The 20,406-nt window shown below is 48.6% G+C and carries 18 protein-coding genes; 14 read left to right on the plus strand and 4 right to left on the minus strand.

What is annotated here, in order from left to right; all coding sequences use genetic code 11:
• Positions 1-77 precede the first annotated feature (77 nt).
• The 7 genes from ACFSB2_RS09535 (at position 78) to ACFSB2_RS09565 (ending at position 10,570) form a co-directional block, all read left to right on the plus strand.
• On the plus strand, positions 78-1,478 hold the full coding sequence (locus tag ACFSB2_RS09535) for a hypothetical protein (RefSeq protein ID WP_377942806.1): 1,401 nt from the start codon (positions 78-80) through the stop codon (positions 1,476-1,478).
• 27 nt (positions 1,479-1,505) lie between these two features.
• Positions 1,506-2,972 carry a hypothetical protein gene (locus ACFSB2_RS09540; RefSeq protein WP_377942807.1) on the plus strand — a complete coding sequence of 489 codons (1,467 nt, stop codon included), beginning with the start codon at positions 1,506-1,508 and terminating at the stop codon, positions 2,970-2,972.
• Positions 2,973-3,074: 102 nt separating this feature from the next.
• Positions 3,075-5,216, plus strand: a complete 2,142-nt coding sequence (locus tag ACFSB2_RS09545) for a hypothetical protein (protein WP_377942808.1) — start codon at positions 3,075-3,077, stop codon at positions 5,214-5,216.
• 106 nt (positions 5,217-5,322) lie between these two features.
• Positions 5,323-6,054, plus strand: coding sequence for a transglutaminase domain-containing protein (locus ACFSB2_RS09550; protein ID WP_377942809.1), 732 nt, complete (start codon positions 5,323-5,325; stop codon positions 6,052-6,054).
• A 38-nt stretch (positions 6,055-6,092) separates the two neighbouring features.
• Positions 6,093-8,741, plus strand: a complete 2,649-nt coding sequence (locus tag ACFSB2_RS09555; RefSeq protein ID WP_377942810.1) for a hypothetical protein — start codon at positions 6,093-6,095, stop codon at positions 8,739-8,741.
• A 43-nt stretch (positions 8,742-8,784) separates the two neighbouring features.
• Positions 8,785-9,183, plus strand: a complete 399-nt coding sequence (locus tag ACFSB2_RS09560) for a hypothetical protein (RefSeq protein WP_377942811.1) — start codon at positions 8,785-8,787, stop codon at positions 9,181-9,183.
• 1,135 nt (positions 9,184-10,318) lie between these two features.
• Complete coding sequence (locus ACFSB2_RS09565) at positions 10,319-10,570, plus strand: hypothetical protein (RefSeq protein ID WP_377942812.1); 252 nt, start codon at positions 10,319-10,321, stop codon at positions 10,568-10,570.
• Positions 10,571-10,631: 61 nt separating this feature from the next.
• Here the strand turns inward: ACFSB2_RS09565 and ACFSB2_RS09570 are convergent, their stop codons facing one another.
• Together ACFSB2_RS09570 and ACFSB2_RS09575 are read right to left on the minus strand one after the other, a co-directional pair.
• Positions 10,632-10,865 carry a hypothetical protein gene (locus tag ACFSB2_RS09570; RefSeq protein WP_377942813.1) on the minus strand — a complete coding sequence of 78 codons (234 nt, stop codon included), beginning with the start codon at positions 10,863-10,865 and terminating at the stop codon, positions 10,632-10,634.
• Positions 10,866-10,931: 66 nt separating this feature from the next.
• Complete coding sequence (locus ACFSB2_RS09575; protein ID WP_377942814.1) at positions 10,932-11,204, minus strand: HU family DNA-binding protein; 273 nt, start codon at positions 11,202-11,204, stop codon at positions 10,932-10,934.
• A 170-nt stretch (positions 11,205-11,374) separates the two neighbouring features.
• Between ACFSB2_RS09575 and ACFSB2_RS09580 the strand changes: the two genes are divergently transcribed.
• Entirely contained in the window at positions 11,375-11,827 is a 453-nt protein-coding gene (locus ACFSB2_RS09580; protein WP_377942815.1) for a Panacea domain-containing protein, read from the plus strand.
• Positions 11,817-12,161: a hypothetical protein gene (locus ACFSB2_RS09585; protein WP_377942816.1), complete on the plus strand. Its 345-nt coding sequence runs from the start codon at positions 11,817-11,819 to the stop codon at positions 12,159-12,161. Before ACFSB2_RS09580 ends, ACFSB2_RS09585 begins: the two co-directional genes overlap by 11 nt.
• 92 nt (positions 12,162-12,253) lie before the next feature.
• Here the strand turns inward: ACFSB2_RS09585 and ACFSB2_RS09590 are convergent, their stop codons facing one another.
• On the minus strand, positions 12,254-12,820 hold the full coding sequence (locus ACFSB2_RS09590) for a site-specific integrase (protein WP_377942817.1): 567 nt from the start codon (positions 12,818-12,820) through the stop codon (positions 12,254-12,256).
• Between the two features lie 468 nt (positions 12,821-13,288).
• Here ACFSB2_RS09590 and ACFSB2_RS09595 point away from each other — a divergent pair, with 468 nt between their 5' ends.
• From ACFSB2_RS09595 to ACFSB2_RS09605, 3 genes are all read left to right on the plus strand, one after another.
• Positions 13,289-14,605 carry a DNA methyltransferase gene (locus ACFSB2_RS09595; RefSeq protein ID WP_203114247.1) on the plus strand — a complete coding sequence of 439 codons (1,317 nt, stop codon included), beginning with the start codon at positions 13,289-13,291 and terminating at the stop codon, positions 14,603-14,605.
• A 1-nt stretch (position 14,606) separates the two neighbouring features.
• The gene (locus ACFSB2_RS09600; protein WP_377942818.1) at positions 14,607-15,407 is read left to right on the plus strand and encodes a hypothetical protein; all 801 of its coding nucleotides are present in this window, start codon (positions 14,607-14,609) and stop codon (positions 15,405-15,407) included.
• 396 nt (positions 15,408-15,803) lie between these two features.
• On the plus strand, positions 15,804-18,200 hold the full coding sequence (locus ACFSB2_RS09605) for an ATP-dependent DNA helicase (protein WP_377942819.1): 2,397 nt from the start codon (positions 15,804-15,806) through the stop codon (positions 18,198-18,200).
• A gap of 82 nt (positions 18,201-18,282) precedes the next feature.
• Here the strand turns inward: ACFSB2_RS09605 and ACFSB2_RS09610 are convergent, their stop codons facing one another.
• Positions 18,283-18,441 carry a hypothetical protein gene (locus tag ACFSB2_RS09610; RefSeq protein ID WP_377942820.1) on the minus strand — a complete coding sequence of 53 codons (159 nt, stop codon included), beginning with the start codon at positions 18,439-18,441 and terminating at the stop codon, positions 18,283-18,285.
• 265 nt (positions 18,442-18,706) lie between these two features.
• Between ACFSB2_RS09610 and ACFSB2_RS09615 the strand changes: the two genes are divergently transcribed.
• Together ACFSB2_RS09615 and ACFSB2_RS09620 are read left to right on the plus strand one after the other, a co-directional pair.
• On the plus strand, positions 18,707-19,780 hold the full coding sequence (locus ACFSB2_RS09615) for an ImmA/IrrE family metallo-endopeptidase (RefSeq protein ID WP_377942821.1): 1,074 nt from the start codon (positions 18,707-18,709) through the stop codon (positions 19,778-19,780).
• Entirely contained in the window at positions 19,780-20,256 is a 477-nt protein-coding gene (locus ACFSB2_RS09620; protein ID WP_377942822.1) for a PIN domain-containing protein, read from the plus strand. Before ACFSB2_RS09615 ends, ACFSB2_RS09620 begins: the two co-directional genes overlap by 1 nt.
• The last annotated feature ends 150 nt before the right edge of the window (positions 20,257-20,406 follow it).

Consider the following 20,406-nt stretch of genomic DNA (forward strand, 5'->3'; position numbering starts at 1 on the left):
AATCTTGACTGTTAGTTTACCGGGATTTTACCGATTTTGTCATACCGATTCTGAAATAGTAAGGAGGTCGGTCAAAAATGCCACGAAAAATCATACCAGCCGCAATTTCGAGCACGTTGGGCGCACTCGCTGTACTCAGTAGCATTGCAATAACCCAAGCGAACGCCGCTATCACAGGGCAACTCACACAGCCCACAGTGACTTTTAACGGTCATTCTGAATCTGACGGAATCCAATTGACGGACGGTGGAAACTGGTTGTCGATTCCCGGAGTGATCTACTCTATCCCGGCATCAGTCGGAGTTGATGTGACTTGGGATGCAACAGACCGGATAACGACCATCACGCTGCCAAGTTCCATCCAGCCTGACCTAAGCGGCTTGCCAAACATCAACTGGGAGCCAACGCAAGGACAGGTCTTGTTGCAGTTGCGAACAGCGACCGGGGACTACCCAGTGATCGCGACACCTTGCATCAACGGCAAGATGTCAAACGGACTCCCTAACATCTTTGTCCCGGAATCGGCTCTCGCAGGGGTTCTCAACCGCATTGGCATCCATGTTTCATGGGACGGAAAAACACTCGCTCTGACCACAGGTCAAACGTCTGAAACGCCCTCCCCTGCGACATCTGGGCAGGAAACAAAGCTCGACGCGGCTATGACGATGGCTTCGTTGTTCAACATGAAGGCTGTCGGCACGTCACATTTTGTCGATGTACCAACCAAAGACGCGGGTATGATTGCAACAGTGACGGCTCGAAGTAAGCTCGATGGACAGGCAGTTTCGCCTATGTTCTCTCCTGATGCAAGGGGAAAGTTTGGCAGTGGTGATGGAGTTACATTGCAACAAGTGGACGCAGCGTTCGCCTCTGCATTCGGCATCCCCGAAGATTCATACCGCTTCATGCCAGCCGGAAACCCAGTTGGGGTGGCAGATTCGGCAGGATTGAATGATGGAGTCACAACGCCGAACAACCTTACCACAGGGGATTTCGAAAAACTGATGGCAAATCTAAAGCGGGCCTTGACAGGGTACAAAACGACGAAGGAAAAAGGTGTCTACGAGTTGTCGTATCGCCCCACAGCGGGGGATTTCGCGGGAACTGTTGGTATTCCATTGACCACCCAACAAGCCAACATCGCCGAGGCGATTGGCTACATCAACCGCGTGCAACTTGTTGAAACAGGACGCAACCTTGTCGCAGTTCTGCCAAATTTTGCTGGACTCCAAGGCACTCCAACACTTCAAACGTGGGCTTCTGGAGGCGATTACAGCACAGGAAGAGCATGGCACCAGATGACTGTATCCGGCTACAGCACGGTCGGTCAAGCACTGAAAAACGATGTCATTGTTCAAGGTAGCGCAACGAAAGGACTCAGTTTTGTAATCGGCTTTGAAAACAACGGTCACGAAACGTCTGAGATCAGCGTCAGTGCGTCAGTTCAAGGCGGCAAACTCGTAGTTAAATACAACTAATTTGCAAGGACAAGGAGAGTGGATAACATGGCACGTAAACAGCTTCTCAAGGGGCTTTCAGCGGGTTTGATGGTTGCAAGTGTGTTGGCGAGTCTGCCAGTCGTGGCGAACGCTGCAACAGGTAGCAGTTACATCTACTACAACACAGTGATTTACGCCAACGGGCAGCAAATCTCACAGCCTAAGCACATTGCAACAAAAGACCCATTCGGCGGCCCAAACGCCGCCACGACGAGCTTTCTGCCTTTTTATTACGTGGATCAGGCACTTGGAGACATGGGCATCAAAACGACTTGGGATGGGACACATGGAATCTTGAATCTGCAAGTCCCGGCGGGTACTAAGGTAAATTACCCCGCCAACGTGACTCCTGTTGAAATCACATCGGGGACAATGGCAATCCAGATCAACGGGCGGGCCGTAACATTCGCACCGCGCATCGCCTATTTCGACGCCGGAACAACGATTGAAACGTCCTTCATCCCTGTTTACTACTTGCAGAAGGCTCTCGGATACGCCGGGATTCAGGCGAATTGGAATGGAACTGACTGGACGATGGTTTCCCAGTCCCAAACATCCACGGGAACGGGCGCAGCGACCAAACTACAAGCGGCTTTGGCGTTCGCGCAGGCGTTAGGGATTAAAGGTGATCCAAGCGGACAGAATCCGTATTCAGACGTGAGTTCGGCGCAGTGGCCCGTTATTCACGCTTTGACAGAAGACTACAAGTTCGACTTAGGTTACGGAATGACCGAAGACACCGGGTCTGCAATCTTTGCACCAGATAGCAGTTCGAAATTTGGTTCAAACGACCCGCTCACAACCACCCAGATCGATTATGCTTACATGATTTCGCGGGGCATTAAACCGAATCAAACACAGTTTTTGCCCAATGGTTCTGCTGAAGGACTTGCCAATTCCGTTGGTCTGAATGATGGTTTGCCGAGTTCTGGAGATTTGTCGTCAGCAGACCTGCAACGGATGGTGACTAACCTGTCGGCATTGAACAGGGGGTATTCAGACCTCGGAAACGGAAAAATTCAGTTGCTTTATCAGCCGTCGCCGACGCTTGTTGATTCTGGCTCGAAGATTCCCGTATCAACCTATCAAAACGATGTTGCACAGGTTATCAAGGAAGTGGACGAAACTACGGTCACATTCGGGTCATCGGTTTACACGTCGATTCCGGGCCTCAGTGATGCTGGTTATGACACCACGAATGGGAACTATTTTGTGGTCAACGGAGGCGGCGTACTCAATGACTATAGCCTTGACGGAGGTAAAACGTGGCATGCTGCGTCTGATGCCTATGGCTACTCGTCCTTGGATGTGCAAAACGGTGGAACCAGTACACCACCTTCGACTGTGTTACTTCGCAGTTCTAGCGGCAGTGCGTTGGAATATGGGGTACTTTACGACGGTTCTTGGTACACGCTTGCCATGGAGACAGCATCCAAAGGTACTGACGGTACAATCGTAGTTCAGTACAAGTAACCTCTTTAAGGGACAGATGAAAAACGCCCATTCATGCGGGAAATCCCGTCTGAACGGGCGTTTTTGTCATACATAAACGGATGTCGTGAAGGGGTGAAAAACGTGCGAGGTAAACATTCAAAGGCGAAAAAAATTGCCATTCTCCGCTCTAAAAAGGTTTTGTACTCGTTCGCGGTAATTGTGTTAGCTGGCGGCATTTTCTATGTGACACATCACAGAGCCTATGCAACTTCTAGCGCGGGAACTGGCACTTACGCAGGAACTGCCGGAACATACAATTCAGCAGGCGAAATTCTGGGTGGGTCTACATTGGAGTTACAACAATCGCAGCCAAGCAACTACCTGCAAGGTGAGCAGGGAGCATTTTTCGATTTTGCACAGGATTATGTTGTTATCAATAACAACGGCGATCTGACGGACACCCACCTTTTACATTTTGACGAGATTCAGAACGGCGGTACGAAAATCAGTTCAAATAACGGCTATTTGTACACCGCTCAATCCAGTTCGGCGGGTTCTCAAGATGAAATTAGCGCATGGGGTAATGCGCTGAACGCAAACGTCCCGTACCTGCAACAGTTGTACTCTTCGGGCCAACTTGAGCAAGCTGTCTATTCTGTCCGTGGAAATAGTGATTGGGATCATTTAGTCGATCTCTCCGACCTCGTGCAAGAATCCGGCGCGGCATTTGAAGATGGAAACTATATCAAGTACGGGCAGGATTACGACTACCATTACATTCAAGCCACGCAGCCGCCGCAGGCACATCTAGTGATTCCAACGACAACCGTAGCACCGGGCGGGACGCTGAAGTGGTACGACGAGGCAGCGTTGCAATCCTACCATGAGAGCGGATACCATCTTGAGTACGTGCAGATCAAAAACGCACAAGGCCAAGATGTGACAAACCAATGGGAGCAAGGATTCAATGGCGGCGGTACGGTTGGCGGAACTGAGAACCTTGTCGGAAACCCCGGTTACTCCACGACGCATCAACAGGCTCCGTATAGTGACGGCCCGCAAATGACGACGATCATGGGTGGTGGAACAACTAACCCTACGCAGTCACCGACATGGGAAACATGGGCAGATGCTACCAACATCGGTAGTTCCAAGATCAGTCCGCAATTCACTGATAACCCTTGGGCGAGTGTCAGACCTAACCAAGTCAAGGTTCCGTCCGATGCGTCTGGTAAGTACACTATGACCCTTTATGTTGCTGACTGGTATGGCCGTGTGGCACAGGATTCTGCAACCTTCTCCGTCAGCGGAACACCTGTGGGCGGGGGAAACCCAACACCGCCCCCTCCGCCTCCTCCGGGGAATGGCGGACTCTGTCCCGCTCCTTATGATTCATCGGAGGCTTGGAGTAGCGATGGAAATGGCGCGGAAACGCTGTCGTGGGTCTATAACGTCCCGACACCACAGTACCGTAACACTAAGCGCGGGCTGGTATTCATCGGTTGCAAGGATGTTACAACGCCAATGAGTCACACATACGAGCCGACTTTGAATCAGGGCCAGATCAGCGGGTTAAGTTATGACCCCGGTACACCGAGCCTTATGTATTTGCCTTCATCAAACGCCGAGCAATGGGCGGTTCAAGCCGATGGCAAATCATTCTGGCAGCCTCTGCTATCGAGTCATGGTTGGGATGGCTTCGAAAATTCTAGCCCTACAGCCTCACAGATTTCTGGCACTTACACCATTAACGGGGTAGGCGGTTATCACACTTACGGCCCCGGTGAAGGTTCTGACCCTTGGGCATGGTCGAGGCCGGGAGCCGGGTTTGGTTTCCGCATGTTGTGGACAGGTTCACCGCATTCACTTCCTACTAATGGGACGGTCACCTATGTTCTTCGGAACCCGGACGGCACCACTCGCACGTGGAGCGAGAAACTGGTTGTCAACACTGATACGCTCTACACACAAGGAACGCAGATGCAGGGACTTAACCAGCCACCACCGTCCGCAAGTGAGTACGTGTCGGCGTGGACGCAGATTCCGAAGCATACCACGTCAGGCGGTCAGCCTGAGATGGCCGCGTGGAGCCTGAGCAGTAACACCGCTACAGCGTACAACGAGGGTGCAAAGATTTCAGCGACAATCAGCTTTGGAACGCAAAACGCCGGGAACATCACTCAGACTGAGGACAACATGATCACGCTCTACAGTTTTCCAGCGTGGTTCTTCAACCAACTCAAGTCTACGACCGTAGCAGGCCACACCTACTCCAACCAGTAACACCATTCCCACAGCGTCCGGCGACACACTGCCCGGACGCTGTTTTTGCGTCTGGCGCGGCGTTTTGTCATGCAAACACGGATAGGACAAAGGGAGGTTTTTGATGATGAAAAAGCGACTTATCATTTCGGCTATAATCGCGCTCGGTGCGCTTGTTGGACTGACTGGATGTGGACAAGCATCCGCCACACATCACACTTCAACCGTAAGAAACATTGGCACCACCAGTGACACAATCAGCATCGAAACAAAGACCGGGACGCAAAACGGTGGCGTTGCACAGGTCACATTATTAAGTTCCGTGGGCAACTACTATCAGTACGCATTGCCGATCCAACGCGGTCAAATCGACGGAACAATCACCGTTCCGTGGAGCGGAAAAACGAGTATCGAAGTCACAAACGGCCCCAAAATGCTTGAAAACGTCGATGCAACAGTTAAGGGGGCAGCCCTATCAGAGCAGCAATTAGACCTACTGCCATCGTATCTCATGGACTCCAACATCCCGACTGTAGCCCAACAAGCCCATGCCATCGCATCCAGCGTAACCACGAAAGGTACGAAGCGAAATCTGGCTGTCGCATCCGTGACGATGCAGTGGGTCAAGCAGCACATCCACACTGCAAATCAAACCCATACAGCACGGGCCGACCAAACGCTCGCAACCAGAAGTGGCGGCCAAGCCTCCCGGACAGCCTTGGCAGTTGCGCTTCTCCGGGCGGACAACATTCCGGCGAGAGCAGTCGGAAGTCAAACAATGCGAGACGGCATGTATGGCACCAGCTACTCCGTGGACGCATGGCTAAACGGCAAGTGGTTGAACATCGGAACCCCATAACCGGGGATTTATCAATCTGACAGGAGGTGCGAAAACTTATGAAGATTGCAGCAGGTGGAGGCAGTGCAACAGGCTCAACTGTCGCAACGAACATCGCTTCAACGCCAAGCGGGACGGGGCTTTTTAGTGCCAAAGATACAGCTTTTCCGAACTGGAACCTGCCAGACCCTTCGGCGTACCAGTGGACTCTTCCGCAGAATTCGCATTGGTACAACTTTGCGGCGAACATAAGCCAAGGTGTGTTTAGTTTCGTGGCTAATACGTTGTTGGAACTGATTGCGTGGATTCTCCACATCGCAATCCTAATCAGTTCCAAGTTTTCAGACCCAAGCTGGATTACCGAACCTGTGGTTTCTCGCATATCAGGAGTATTCAAGAGCGGTTACAACGATGTGTTTTTGCGATTTTTACCTGTCTTGATGATGTTCGTCGTGGGCTATCTCGCGTGGAAGTATGTAGTTGGACACCATGCAAAAATGCTTACAGGGATAGTCAGCACGCTTCTTGCGACAGGTCTTGTGACGCTGTTTTTCTTTGACTTTGGCACGGTTTTCGGGTGGGTCAACGGAGCAGGCAACCTCATCACGGATACAGCCAGCGCAGCAGTTGCAAGCACAGCGGGAACTAGCGTGGGTTCGGAGTACGATGTGCTGTGGGACAACTACGTTTTATACGTCTGGGAATTTGGGCAGTTTGGGCAAATCTCAGACAACATCAATAGTTTCAATGTAAATCCGACCTTGTTGAACAACAGTCAATACGAATACCAGCCAGATCCAACGGTGCAAGACCCCAATCCCGGCGAGGAACCGTTACCAACCACAGAGACGATAAATGGGGTAAATTATCCGGCCAACTGGGTTCGGCTTTACCTTGATACGACTAACTCGCAAGGGCGGTCAGACTTGGAAAACATTCTAACGACCGCGAAACAACCTTTCGCAAACCTACAGATGAGTGATAATGCCGTGTTAGCCGCGAACCCGTTCTCCATGATTCCTTTCTTGGTGATCGAGTTGATTTTGCTCATTACACCTGTGATTTTCTTGTGCTATGTGGGCTTCCAGCTTTTTGTCCGCGAATTGCTGTTCATCGTCACAATCCTAATGGGCATTGTCACAGTGCCGATGGCCTTCGTCCCCGAAATTGGGTGGCGAATCACCGCAAATTGGGCACGGGAAGCGGTGGGACATCAGGTGGAAAGGTTAGGAAACGCGATTTATGCGGCGTTATTGTTTAGCGTCGCAGGGATCATCACGGTGAGTATAGGAAGCTCGGAAGCCAGCATGATGCTAGGCTTTTTGGTTGATTCGATTCTGTTTGCCGCTGCAATGATCTACAGGCAGAAGGTTTTCTCACTTGCTGTTCACCCCATGAGTGATGCCGTGCGCGGCGTTGACACCCATAACCGCCCTTTGACCGTCGATGAATACTTGCAACAGCAACGAGAGGCTGAAGAACATGGCGGCAAGGGACGAACCTTGCGCGGTGCAACCATTCACGCTCCCGGTAAGTTGGCCGAGCATTTTGATCACGCCATAGAGCACGAAGAACATCATCACACCGCGTTGCCATCTAGTCGCCATACGGGCGATGCAGTGCATGTGCGACCCGATGAACCCTCACACGGAGTGGGGCATGAGCAAAAGCCGGTAAGTGGACATCTTGCAGACAGTTTCAAGGAGCGTGCCAGCAATGAGAGGCGACAGAAGTTTGCACGAAACGCCAAGGACTTCCGGCAGGCACTAGGGAATGCGGTTGAACGGCATTTGGACAGTCTGAGCAACCCTGAGCCGCCTTTGACTCACGAAGAACGTATTCGTCGCCGAGAACTGCGTGCAAGAGGTTTGGAGGGCAAGGTGCATCGTCACAGCGTCAAAGCGTTACACCGCAGTGTGAGTGCGCTAATGTCGCGACCAAAGCTGGCGGACACAGCTATCAACCCACCCGACGACAACCCGCCAGCACCAGCCGCACCGCCAGCGGACGCGGCAAACGACTACGACAAACAGCGGAAGATGATGGTGAGTGCGGATGGTCAGATGTCGCAGGGCGTTATCGTGGACAAGCGCAGCAAGGAAATCGCCATCGAGCCGCCCGTGATTGTAAGGCCGCAACGGGATCAGGTGGCCGATGAAATCAACCAGCCACGAATGGCAGATGGTTTCAACGTGCCACAGGACACAGCCGCTGCAAGTTCATCAGTGCAATCGAATGACAGCCCTACACCGTCGGAACGAGTGCAAAGTGACGAAGGAACGGGACAGCCTACTCTCGCAACAACTTTCACGGCAGAGCCGCAGCAACCCGATTCACCGTCCGACCAGGGCCAGTTGTCTGCTGAGAAACCTGCGTCGGACAAGGACGAGAACGGCAATTCTAGGGCATCTACAAGGCCCGTAGAGCCTTCGATCACCCAAAACGGCACAGTTGGTCAACCAACGCCAGAACCTGTGCCAGAATCAATTTCCGGGGCCGTGGCACCCGTTTCACAGCATCCATCAACATCCGTTCAACCTCGCCCACTGCCACCGAATGTGACGCGGATCGAGACAGAGCGAGAACATCGGGAGCAAGTGGAAGGCAGGCAGCGTGAACAGCGGGCGCAGCGGCCAAGACAACAGCAACAGGGGCGGCGAAGAGTTGTACGGGCCAACGAACGGAGTCCGCGTCCGCCGCGTCCGTGAGTGTCATGCGGGAGCCGGGTAGATGTAAGGGGAGTGAGTGGCAGTGGGTAAACGGCGGATGACTAAAGTTGACAAGTGGATCGCGGCTTTGGGCGACTTGTCGAGGCGATACGGCGTGGCGTTGGTTGAGGTTTGGGATGGAATGCGCTTGACCGACTGTAAAAGCGGCAGAGAACTTGGGAGGTCTTTGCAATACGTTTGCGGGCTATATACGTCGCACCGAGTAGCATCGTATAAACGCAAGCAACGTCATGAAAAGCCTGCTACAAGGGATTTGCAGGGGTTTGTCAAAGCGTTGAACACCCTTTCGGGCGAATTGGGGGTGCGGCTGGAGTTACGTTCATCGCCAGTGCTATTGGCGGACACGGAGACGATGGAGCCAATAGCACGGTTGACCAGCACGAACGAGGGATATGCGTTGCAGGAGTTGTTGGCAGTTTGAAAAAGTAGTTCACGACAACTTTAAAAGCCGATCTCGCACACTGGCGGGGTCGGCATTCTTCTTCGTCAGTATAGGGTCATTTTGACCCCACATAATGGACGGTCTGGAATATACATCTATCGAACCTCGTAACACCGCCGCATTCGGCCTCAAAATGGCCTCAGAATCGTTTTGCAAACGAGATAGGATAAATAGGCCGTAGGTGGTTTTTGATGCAAAAGAAAGCGGTTACATACTAGAAGCCATTTTGACTTCTAAGACAGAACAGCACTATTGCATCGCGATAAAGGATGATGGTTGCACCTACGATGTGAGTTTCATTCTCATTGTGCAATTCGCACTCAGAATTTCCAGTTCGCTACTTTCGACCCTTCGTGACATCCATTCTTGGTCACAAGCCCCCCGTTTTTGACCCTGTTTTGGTCACAAAGAGGCTATTCTTGGTCACAAAACGGGGTGTTTCTGGTCACAAAAGCGGGTGAGGGTGTCACGCAGATTTGGAAATGGAAATTGCTAAAATCCTTGTTGCAGTAGGATATATATATAATATTTATGGAAAATATCTTAAATATTATATATAATGTGACCACCTCTTTGCGATAGTGTGTATGATCACGCGCGGAGTTTTTTTATTTTTGCTCTTTCGCGTCCTTTTATATAGTTGTTGATCTCCCCATACATATGCACACAAATTTTTTTAGGTGTCACAAAACGCGATTTTTTCCCATTATTAGTAAATATCTTCCTGCATTCTCTCTACTGCCACTAGGATTTGGACTTTCAGAGTTTCCAAATCCGTGTGACACCAAACTATGCTTTTGTGACCCGAAACAACATGATGGTAAGTAATCCCAAACGCATTAGTCCTAGAGAATCAAGGGTTAGCGTTTTTGGCGTGTGACCAAGATTGCGTCCGCTCTGGTCACAAGGGTGTCATAAAGGCGGTCGAGTTGACGAGGCTGCATCAGGATTGCATAGGTTGCTCATTAAACCATAGAGTCAAAATGACCTAATATATTCCTTGGATAGAAATTTATAGTTGATTTATACGAGCGTAAGCGATAGTATAGTGACATAGCTTAAACGCCCCGCCGAGCGGTGTTACAAGACTGGGACGAATGGGGAGACGGGACGAATGGTATTGACGGACGAAGTTTGCGAAGCGATCATTGATGAAGTGTACGAGTCCAAAGAATATCAAAACGCTAGTGGTTATCTCGAAAAGGAAATCATGGAACTGCTTGGCGAAGACGAGTTAAAATGGGCTAAACACAATGATGCTTATGTGGTGCTAGAAAACTCTGTAGTGCGAAAAGCGTTTGAAATTGGTTATGCACTGGGCAAGGCTGACAAGCAGTCGATAGAGGTAGTTGCCACTGCTCTGTAAGTTACTTTGCAAAACAAACCCCGCACACGGTCACGAACGGGCCGTGGGCGGGGTTTGTGTCTTAGTTGTACGCAGTGTGCAGCATCGGCGGCGCGGTGCGCCACAGAGGTTCACAAGCAGGGGAAAGTTGAAACCATTCTTCGTCGTCGAGTGCCACTGCCTCTACGTGGTAGTGGTCAACACCTGCGATGGCAAGATACGCGGCGGCTGTGGGCAGTTCGTGTCGGCGGACGAGGACAAGTTGTACTGCTCCATTTGCAAACAAGTCGAGTTGTTTTTGCAGGTTGGTGTCCATGACAAAGTGTCCCTCCCAAACAATGAAATAGACCGCCAGATGCGCTCTGACGGCCTTTGTTGTGATTCAGTTCAGACGACTTTTAATCTCGCCGCTCGGCACGAACCGAACTGTTCGATATGAACGAGCCATCTTTGTCTCACCTGTCTGCGGATGATGGTAGTATCGGGCAGCATGGTCGCTAATTGCGAACGTGCCAAAACCTCTTACACTCACCTTGTCACCGTGTATCAGTGCGTTCTCAATGGCTTCTTGCAGGGTCGTCAGCATCTTACCTGCGACTGCCTGTGACACGTTTGCACCAGTGGCGACGGACTTGATCAATTCCGCTTTGTTCATTTGTCATTCCTCCCTCACCAACCCGGCGCATGTATGACATAAACACGAACTGGAGGGCGTTTTGGACGGTATTCCGTTGACGCTCCGGCAAGATTTCGGTAGCATAAGAATGATAAATTCACTATTAGCAAGTTCTTTCTTAGCCGAACGCAGAAGTGGGTGATGAGCGAATGGGCAATGTTGTGACTCCAAGTATTGTGGCAAACAACATTCTTAGTCGTTCGTTTGAGCAAAAGAAGCCTGTAACTCAAATGAAGTTGCAAAAATTACTCTATTTTATTTATCGGGAATTTTACAAGAAAACCGATAAACGTCTATTCAACGAACGCTTTGAAGCGTGGAAATATGGGCCTGTGTTGCCGAGTATTTATCACGAATTCAAGCAATTTGGAGCAGATCCGATAACTGCGTATTCGAAAGACAGCAAGGGCGATTCGTTCCTTTTGGTAGAGTCTCCACAGATTAAGCAAGTCATTGATGAAGTATGGACTCAATATCGTTCCTATTCTGGTATTGAGTTGTCTCAAATCACGCATCGCATCGGTACGCCGTGGTACAAAGCGTGGCAAACATATAATGACTTTTTGATGGACGAGGATATTCTGGCCGATTATGAATGGTGAAACGCAGGTTCGAGAAATAGAAACGCCGAGAGATGAGGTTGAGGTGTCAGGGACTAATACTGACCGTGCAACCGTAATGACAGAAATAAGGCGCGCTGCTCAAGAAGAAAAACACCGTGCTCAGCACTTCATACGCTGGCTCAAAACAAGAGAAATGAAAATCGCCAGCAACCTGCTGTTTTGGTGTTTGATTTTTGTAATGATCGTGTTTTTTGTGGAGGTTTTCCGGTTTAAGGATGGCACTTTTGCCACGCAAGTCTTTGATCTGCTCAAGACAATTATCGTTGCGGTTCTTGGATTTTTATTCGGCCAGCGGTCAAAGGGGAACGATTAAGAAAAAAACACATAGAAACGCCACCAAATCGAGCGACACGGAGATTAGGTGGCGTTTCTTCGCTTTTGTTAAACTCGCCCATTGGACGGCAATTATAGGTTAATCCGAAGTACAGCGGAATCAACCTCTTCTCGCGTCACACCGATATACCTTAAAGTCACGCCAGTATTGCTGTGATTCAGCAATTTTTGGACGAGTGCGATGTCTTTTTGTTCTTTGTAGACATGGTATGCAAGAGTTTTGCGGAGGCTATGAGTTCCGATTCGATCCCGCACGCCAACCGACTTCGCTGCATCCGCGATGATTCGCCGAGCCTGTTGCCTTGTTAAGTGCCCACCCTTGCGACTAAGGAAGAGAGGTTCACTCTGCTGCGCCCCCTTGCGAGTTGAAAGGTATTCTGCAAGGGCTTTAGCAGCCGATTCGCTGATGGGAAAGTCTTTGGTCTTCCCGGTTTTGCTTTCCTTGACCTGAACTCTGTCACGAATCCTTCCTTTCTCGTCCTGCACATCTGAAACGACGAGGTGCAACAAGTCAGATACACGTAACCCCGAATTGCAACCGAGGCAAAACATAGCGTAGTTTCTCAAATTACTTCCGCGCAACAATTTTTTGATGGCTTCTACTTTGTTGCGATCTCGAATTGGCTCCACAAACTGCATCACGAACATCCCCTTTCGTAATGTCGCATTTTGTATGACAAAGAAGCGTTTTTGGAACATTCGAGGGGCAAGGGCAAGGTTAGGAAACATGCAAAATACCCGCCATCCCTTGTGTGATAAGGATTAGCTGGTATTTTTCTTATGTTCCACAAGTGCATTTTGGAGCATTGGGACAGAACTGATAATCCATTGTGTCTCATTGACACGATAGAATAAATGCGAACGGATGTTTGCAAACTTGAGCAGTCGTCATCAGAGCGGTAGAGAGCCGATTTGCACACAACCAAAAACTTTTCTCTCTTCCGCCGCGTAGTGGGCGGATTTTCTTTCTCTAGGGTAGATCCAAAACTGACAACCTGTATCGCTGGATCGAAGAGGATTCACCCAAGTCGTCGCGAATACTGTCGAAGTGGGTAATGAGGTACGATGGTGGAGTGGTTCACGAGACAACAAGTGGGAGGCAATGAATTGGCTATTCAAAGCACAGAAATTCACAGGCTAGATTTCTCAAACCCAAAGATCAATCAAACAGCAACAGAGGATAAGCCTATTCATGACTGGTATCGTTTCGTGCTGTCATTCCCGCCGCATTTAGTTCGCGAGTACATAACTAGATTCGGGCTGAATCAAGACACGGTGTTACTCGATCCGTTCTGTGGTACGGGCACAACGCTTGTAGAGGCTAAGTTGAACGGCATTCCGAGCGTAGGTATCGAGCGGAACCCTGTTGCCCATTTTGCATCGGAAACGAAAGTGTCATGGGAAGTAAACACCGATGAACTTTTGAATCACGCACGCTTCATCGCGGATACAGTCATACATGAACTCCGAGAGGAAGGCATAGACGACATCGGCATGACGTGGCACGGTGATTCAGAACGGCTAGAAACCCTGCCAGAAGAAGCCGAAAAACTTCTGTTAGCACGATCCATCAGTCCTCTGCCGTTGCACAAGACGTTGAAACTGCTTGAAGTGATTCGCCGCTATGATGATCCGAGGTTAGTCAGATACGAAAAATTAGCTCTTGCGAAAGCACTGGTGACTACAATCGGAAACCTGCATTTCGGCCCAGAAGTCGGTGTAGGGAAGGTCAAAGAGGATGCGCGTGTAGTTTTTTCATGGTTAGGGAACGTCGAAACGATGGTCAATGACATCAACAACAAACAGGCGTACCGAATGGTGCCAAGTTCGGTTCACCTTGATGATGCGAGAAATGCAACGCGTGTTCTCGAACCGCACTCCGTAGACGCGGTGATCACGTCACCGCCGTATCCGAACGAGAAGGACTACACCAGAACCACTCGGCTGGAGTCGGTTATATTAGGCTTCCTTCGTGACAAAGAAAGCCTGCGAAATCTGAAAAAGGGCTTAGTTCGGTCGAACACCCGTGGTGTGTACAAAGGTGATTCTGACGATGTATGGATGGAGCGTTTCCCTGAAATCCAGCGAATTGCAGATGCCATCGAACAACGCCGAATCGAATTAGGCAAAACCTCTGGATTCGAAAAGCTGTATGCAAAAGTGACAAGGCTCTATTTTGGTGGCATGGCGAGGCACTTGAATGAACTGAAAACCATTTTAAGACCCGGTGCAAGGTTGGCCTATGTTGTTGGGGATCAGGCCAGCTATTTTCGAATCCTCATACGAACGGGGCAACTATTGGCAGACATCGCCGAAAATCTTGGTTATGAAGTCGAGTCCATCGATCTGTTCAGAACGCGGATAGCAACTGCAACCAAACAGCAGATGAGGGAAGAAGTCGTTGTTTTACGTTGGAGGGGATAAGGTGGAGCGTGCCAATCGTTACTCTCAACTGATCGAGGCTGTCTTTTTTCGGCACTATAAAGACGGTGACACCGAAGTGTCGTTTATGAGAGAAGAACTAGAGGAAGTGGCAAGGGAACTAGATGTTAAACTCCCCAAGAATCTGGGAGACATCATGTATAGCTTTCGATACCGGACTACGTTGCCGGATTCCATTCGCAAACTTGCACCAGAGGGAATGGAATGGGTAATTTACCCTGATGGTCGTGGAAAGTACAAGTTTGTCCCGCAATCATCGAATTTGGCGCGTATGTTGCCGAATGAGTTGATGTCCGAAACCAAAATTCCAGAGGCCACGCCGGGACTTGTCCTGAAGTACGCAGGTGAAGATGAACAAGCCCTGCTTGCGAAGTTGAGGTATAACAGGCTCATCGACATCTTTACAGGGGTGGCGGCCTTCTCGTTGCAGAATCACCTGAGAACTACGGTTCCCGGCGTGGGACAAGTTGAAACCGATGAGATTTATGTAGGTGTGGACAAGAAAGGTGTACACTATGTTTTCCCTGTGCAGGCGAAAGGGCATAACGATATGCTCGGAATAGCGCAAGTAGAACAGGACTTTATGGTGTGCGAGACGAAATTCCCCGACCTGATTTGCATACCAATAGCGGCACAGTTTATGCAAAACGATGTGATCGCTTTGTTTGCATTCGAGAAGAATGACGGCAAGGTTTCTTTATCATCGGAACGTCATTTTCGACTCGTACCACCGGACGATGTTAGTCGTGATGACCTTGAAGTGTACAAGTCTCGTACAGAGTGAAGACCGAAGCCGCCCCGGATAGTGGGCGGCTTTTTTGCGTTTGTCTGTTACCAACGAAGAGGATTCAATGCACCCCTAGAGAATTATGACATCATCGAATAACGTGGGAGTTGTCACCGCAGGTGTATCGTTCGTTGCCGCACAATCTGTGCGTGACCGTGTTCCAATATATAAGGTGCAAGACAGAAAACGGCTCTGCTCGTGCAATTGGACTTCGCAACACCAAGGAGACTGCTCTCCAACGTCCAGAGCAACAACAGTCTACCGTGTGAGGAAGACAGGACATCCATAATCACTTTGGAAGGAACATATGTTTGCATCTAAGGTTAATTGATATATAATTCCGCGTGTTAGATGCGATAAGAGAGATCAAAATGTGGAGTGGTGACGGCCCGATTGCGAAAGAACAGCCCTTTTCTGAGCGAGATGATTCGACAAAAGCTTACAAATCGAAAGAGCATACTTCTAAGCTTGTTTGAGAAGAGCCTACCGGATCACTACCAAACGGAGGTAGTTCGAACGTCACAGGTTCAAATGGCATTCGACATTTCAGAGTTTCTAAACGACAACTCTGGCAAGAGAATACTCGTAATTGAAGCCCCGGTCGGCACTGGCAAATCGCTCGGAGCGTTAATTCCGTCAATGCTGGAAAAGCGGCTCCAAGATAAGAGGGTTCTTTACGCGACTGCAACCATAAACCTGCAAGGGCAACTCATGCGAGATGAAACACCCTTGCTAGATAAACTTGGGTTCGTAGACCAACCTATTTTGGCAAAGGGTAAGACGCATTATTTCTGTATGAAAGAGTTTCGGCGTAATAGGCACAGATTTCAACAGTATGAGGATCGTTTGGACTTCTTCAATGCGACATCACAGACTGGACACCGAGATGAGTTTGAATCGCGATTTGGCCCAGTGGATGAAGCCACGTGGAAGTATTGGTCTCTTACTAGATCAAAGGGTGAATGTGATCGATGCGAACTAAGGTACAATTGTGCCACTTATAAGCATCGTTCGTCATTCCTCAGCGCAGAGAACGACTTGATAATAACGAACCACGACCAATTGATTCGGTCAGTATTGAACGTGACCAGCGAGATCCCTCATAGCCCCATCGTTCCACTCAATCCGGGAATCATAGTTATCGACGAAGCTCACGACTTTCAAACGAACTTCTTAGGGCAGGTAACAGCAAAAGTAACCATTGAAGATTTGAGATCGAAAATTCCATTTGTACCGAAGAGGATTCGGGGAACCTATGTTGCCTCTCTAAAAAAATTGCAGGATCGATTGACCGCAGACGCGGAGAAGGCAGAAACCACAGGAGGTAGGTATCCGATTTCCGACCAAATCTCAGGGCTTCTCACAACAGTATATAGGTGTATCGATGATGCTCTGACATCTCTAGTGGCGCGTAATCAAAACCTACTCGCACAAGATGAATTGGCAGAAATGTTAGAATCCCTGCGTGTGATCTGGGACGCCGAATATGTAACGTGGATCGAATATGAAGAGGATGCCTTCTGTGCTGTGAGTACACATTTTCCAGAACAATTCCGCCAAACGCTTGATCATTTAACCCGGAGGAACAAGGTAATAGTGATGTCAGGGACGCTGACCCCAGATGGAGACTTTACGAATTTTCTTACTCAGTGGAGAATCAATCCGAAGGATGCGTCCTGTAAGACGCTGCCCACACCGTTCGACTTTTCTAAGCAAGCCATGATCTACGTCCCTAACGACTTGGTAGCGGCGCAAGAGTCAACGGGGCCAGACTATTTACCTAATCAAATTTCTCACATTCAATCATTACTCGACATCACTGACGGGCGAACCTTGATACTTTGCACATCCAAAGTACACATGAATGATATACATGAAGGGCTTATGGATTACGCCAAGGAGAAGGACTTTACGTTGCTAATGCAGACGAAGGGAGCTGTCGAACAACTAACACGGATGTTCAAGGAAGATGAACGAAGCGTTCTAGTTGGCTCAGGGAGCTTCTTTTCTGGTTTCTCCGTCCCCGGCCAAGCACTTATTTCTGTCATCTTGACCAGACTGCCGTTCCCCGTTCCGAATGATCCTTATTTGGAGCTATTAAGTGAGGGGTTAGACAACCGTTTCCAACAAGTGACGTTCCCTCACATGATGGTTAAGCTGAAGCAAGCCGTGGGACGGTTGATTCGCGACATTAGTGATTATGGGGTAATTTCCATTTTGGACTCACGCGTTTTTACAAGTGATGAATACGGTACGGAGGTGCGTGGAGTCTTTGAAGCGATGGGTTACAGATTTACAAGGTCTGTCGATGATGTGAGGACGTTTATTGCGTCTCGATTCAATCGAAGTAGTGGTGTGGAATATGCAACGTACGACCGTAGTGAACTATCGATTGCACCTCTTCTGTCTGACGACTTAGTGCCGAACGGCAATGATGTTTTAGATATAGGTGTGACAAATGTTCGGACGAGAACAGCCTCCGTAAAACCAACAATATCTGAAAAGCAATGGGCTTTCGCCGAAGAGATTTGCCAATTGAAAGGGCAAAAACTGAACAAGAAGCGGTATAAAACGCCTTTTGAGTTATACAGGTACTTATTCTCCCTGTTCTACACGGTTAGGGAAGATACCAGTCCCGTGTCGCAAGGATTTCCGTTTGATAATGATGAACAGCGGGACGAGTGTCTGAAGTACAACGGACATGATTTGATAGTCACCTACGTTTTACCCCCTGAAGAATTAGAAAAATACAGGTCTATGACAAATAAATCGACATATTTTCGGCGATAAACATATATTGCACCCAAACGTACATGAGCCGCTCGTACACCGAGCGGCTGTTCCATGTCCATTGCCACTACTGTACGCTGGCTTAAAGCACTACAAGTATCCCGTTTTCCTCTTCCACACCCGCCCCACAAGTGCAATACACCGCCTTGTCCGCCACCTCAATCACCGTACCCTGACCAACGCTCACATCTTCACCCCAGTATTGCTCCCGGCCACAGTTTGTGCATTTAATGATGAACACTGAGCATCGCTCCCTTGTGATTGATGAAATGAGGATACAGCAGGGAACGAGGGGTGTCGATGACGCAACCGACAGCAACATATAAATTTGTAGAACTCAGCGAAGAATTTACTCTGACCGCCATCCGATTCGTTGTGGTAACATGTAGAAAAATGTAACGGTTTGTGAGGGTATGATAATGTCTAATCTCACCTCCATTAACCACGAAATCTTGAAGTGGGCAAGGGTGACGTTAAATCTATCGCTCGAAGAGGTAGCGAGTAGGATGAATAAAGATGTTGATACTATAGTGTCGTGGGAAGAGGGCAGAGATGTTCCAACCTACGTCCAGCTAGAAAACTTGGCGTACAACGTCTTTAAAAGACCGATAGCAGTTTTTTACTTTTCCAAGCCACCCCATGAAGATAAAATAAGAAAAGCATTTAGAACTTTACCCGACGCAGAATATCAATCCATCAATCATAATGTAATTAAGATTTTCAGAGATGCCTCTGTGAAACAAATAACATTGCACGAATTGTGTAAAAACAGAAACCCTTCTCAGTATCACATTCTCAAAAGCTACAAATTTAATAACACGACGTCGATACATAAGGTTGCGGAGGACATCCGGGGCATCATAGGCATTTCTCTAGATCAACAAAAAGCCTTTCAGAACGAGGACATTGCGTTCAGAATATGGAGAGAGGCTATAGAAAAGGCCGGTATTTTTGTGTTTAAAAACGCCTTTAAGGAGGATGGCATATCGGGCTTTTGCCTGTTCGATGACGAATTTCCTGTTATTTACATAAACAATAGTATGCCGAAGACTCGACAGATATTTACTTTGTTCCACGAGCTTGCACACCTGATGTTCAACATTGGTGGGATAGACAAACTCGATGATGGTTTTATAGTTCAGTTATCCAGCTATGAAAAACAGATCGAAACCTTCTGTAATCAGTTCGCGGCTGAATTTTTGATACCGAACGCTGATTTTGACAGGACAATAATTAATTTTGACAACTCGGAGCTATCAATATCCTCCCTAGCCAGACTGTATTGTGTGAGCCGAGAAGTAATTTCAAGAAAAATGCTTGACAGAGGTATCCTTTCTAAATCGAGATATTTAGAACTTGCTCAAAAATGGACTGATCAAGCTGCAAAGGGGAAGTCACAGAGTGGAGGTGGCAATTATTACGCTACCAAAATCACTTATCTCGGCGACAATTACCTAAACCTCGCCTTTGGAAATTATTACGGGGGTACAATTTCAGAGTACCAGTTGGCTGATTACGTTGACATAAGCGTGGCTAACCTTCCAAAGCTTGAATCTAAGTTCTTTGGGAGGGGAAGATAATGGTGGAGTATATTTTTGACACAAGTGCATTTAGAACATTGTTTAAAAATTACTACGAGTCGAGATTTCCAACACTGTGGGACAATTTCGCTAGCTTAATTAAAGCGGGGAAAATTGAGTCAGTTAGAGAAGTTGCCAATGAGATAAACAGTTACCCGGAAGTTGATCGCTTAATGGTGTGGGCAAAATCTAATTCCAGTATTTTTTCTATTCCCACTCTAGAAGAACAGCGGGTGGTACAACAGATATTTCAGGTTTCTCATTTTAATGACCTAGTTTCTCGTAAAGTTATTTTAAGTGGCAAACCGTGCGCTGATCCGTTCCTTATTGCTAGAGCAAAGACTGCTAACTGTTACTTGATTACGCAAGAGGAATATAAACCGAACTCCGCCAAAATACCAAACGTGTGCGAACATTTTCAAGTGAATTGTACTGACTTGGAAGGGTTTATGACACTGGAAAACTGGAATTTTTGACTCCAAACGTTGCGAAGCGATGGAAGTATGATAACAATGGACACGCGGGTGATTCTGGAACCCCATTCACGAGTGATTTCAAGCGGCATCAATTTTGCGGCGTTTGAAGGCGGTTCTCAGGCGTTCAGGGTCATTTTGTGTAATGGGTGT

This window comes from Alicyclobacillus fodiniaquatilis, from assembly GCF_042678105.1.
In the GTDB taxonomy this organism is placed as follows: domain Bacteria; phylum Bacillota; class Bacilli; order Alicyclobacillales; family Alicyclobacillaceae; genus Alicyclobacillus; species Alicyclobacillus fodiniaquatilis.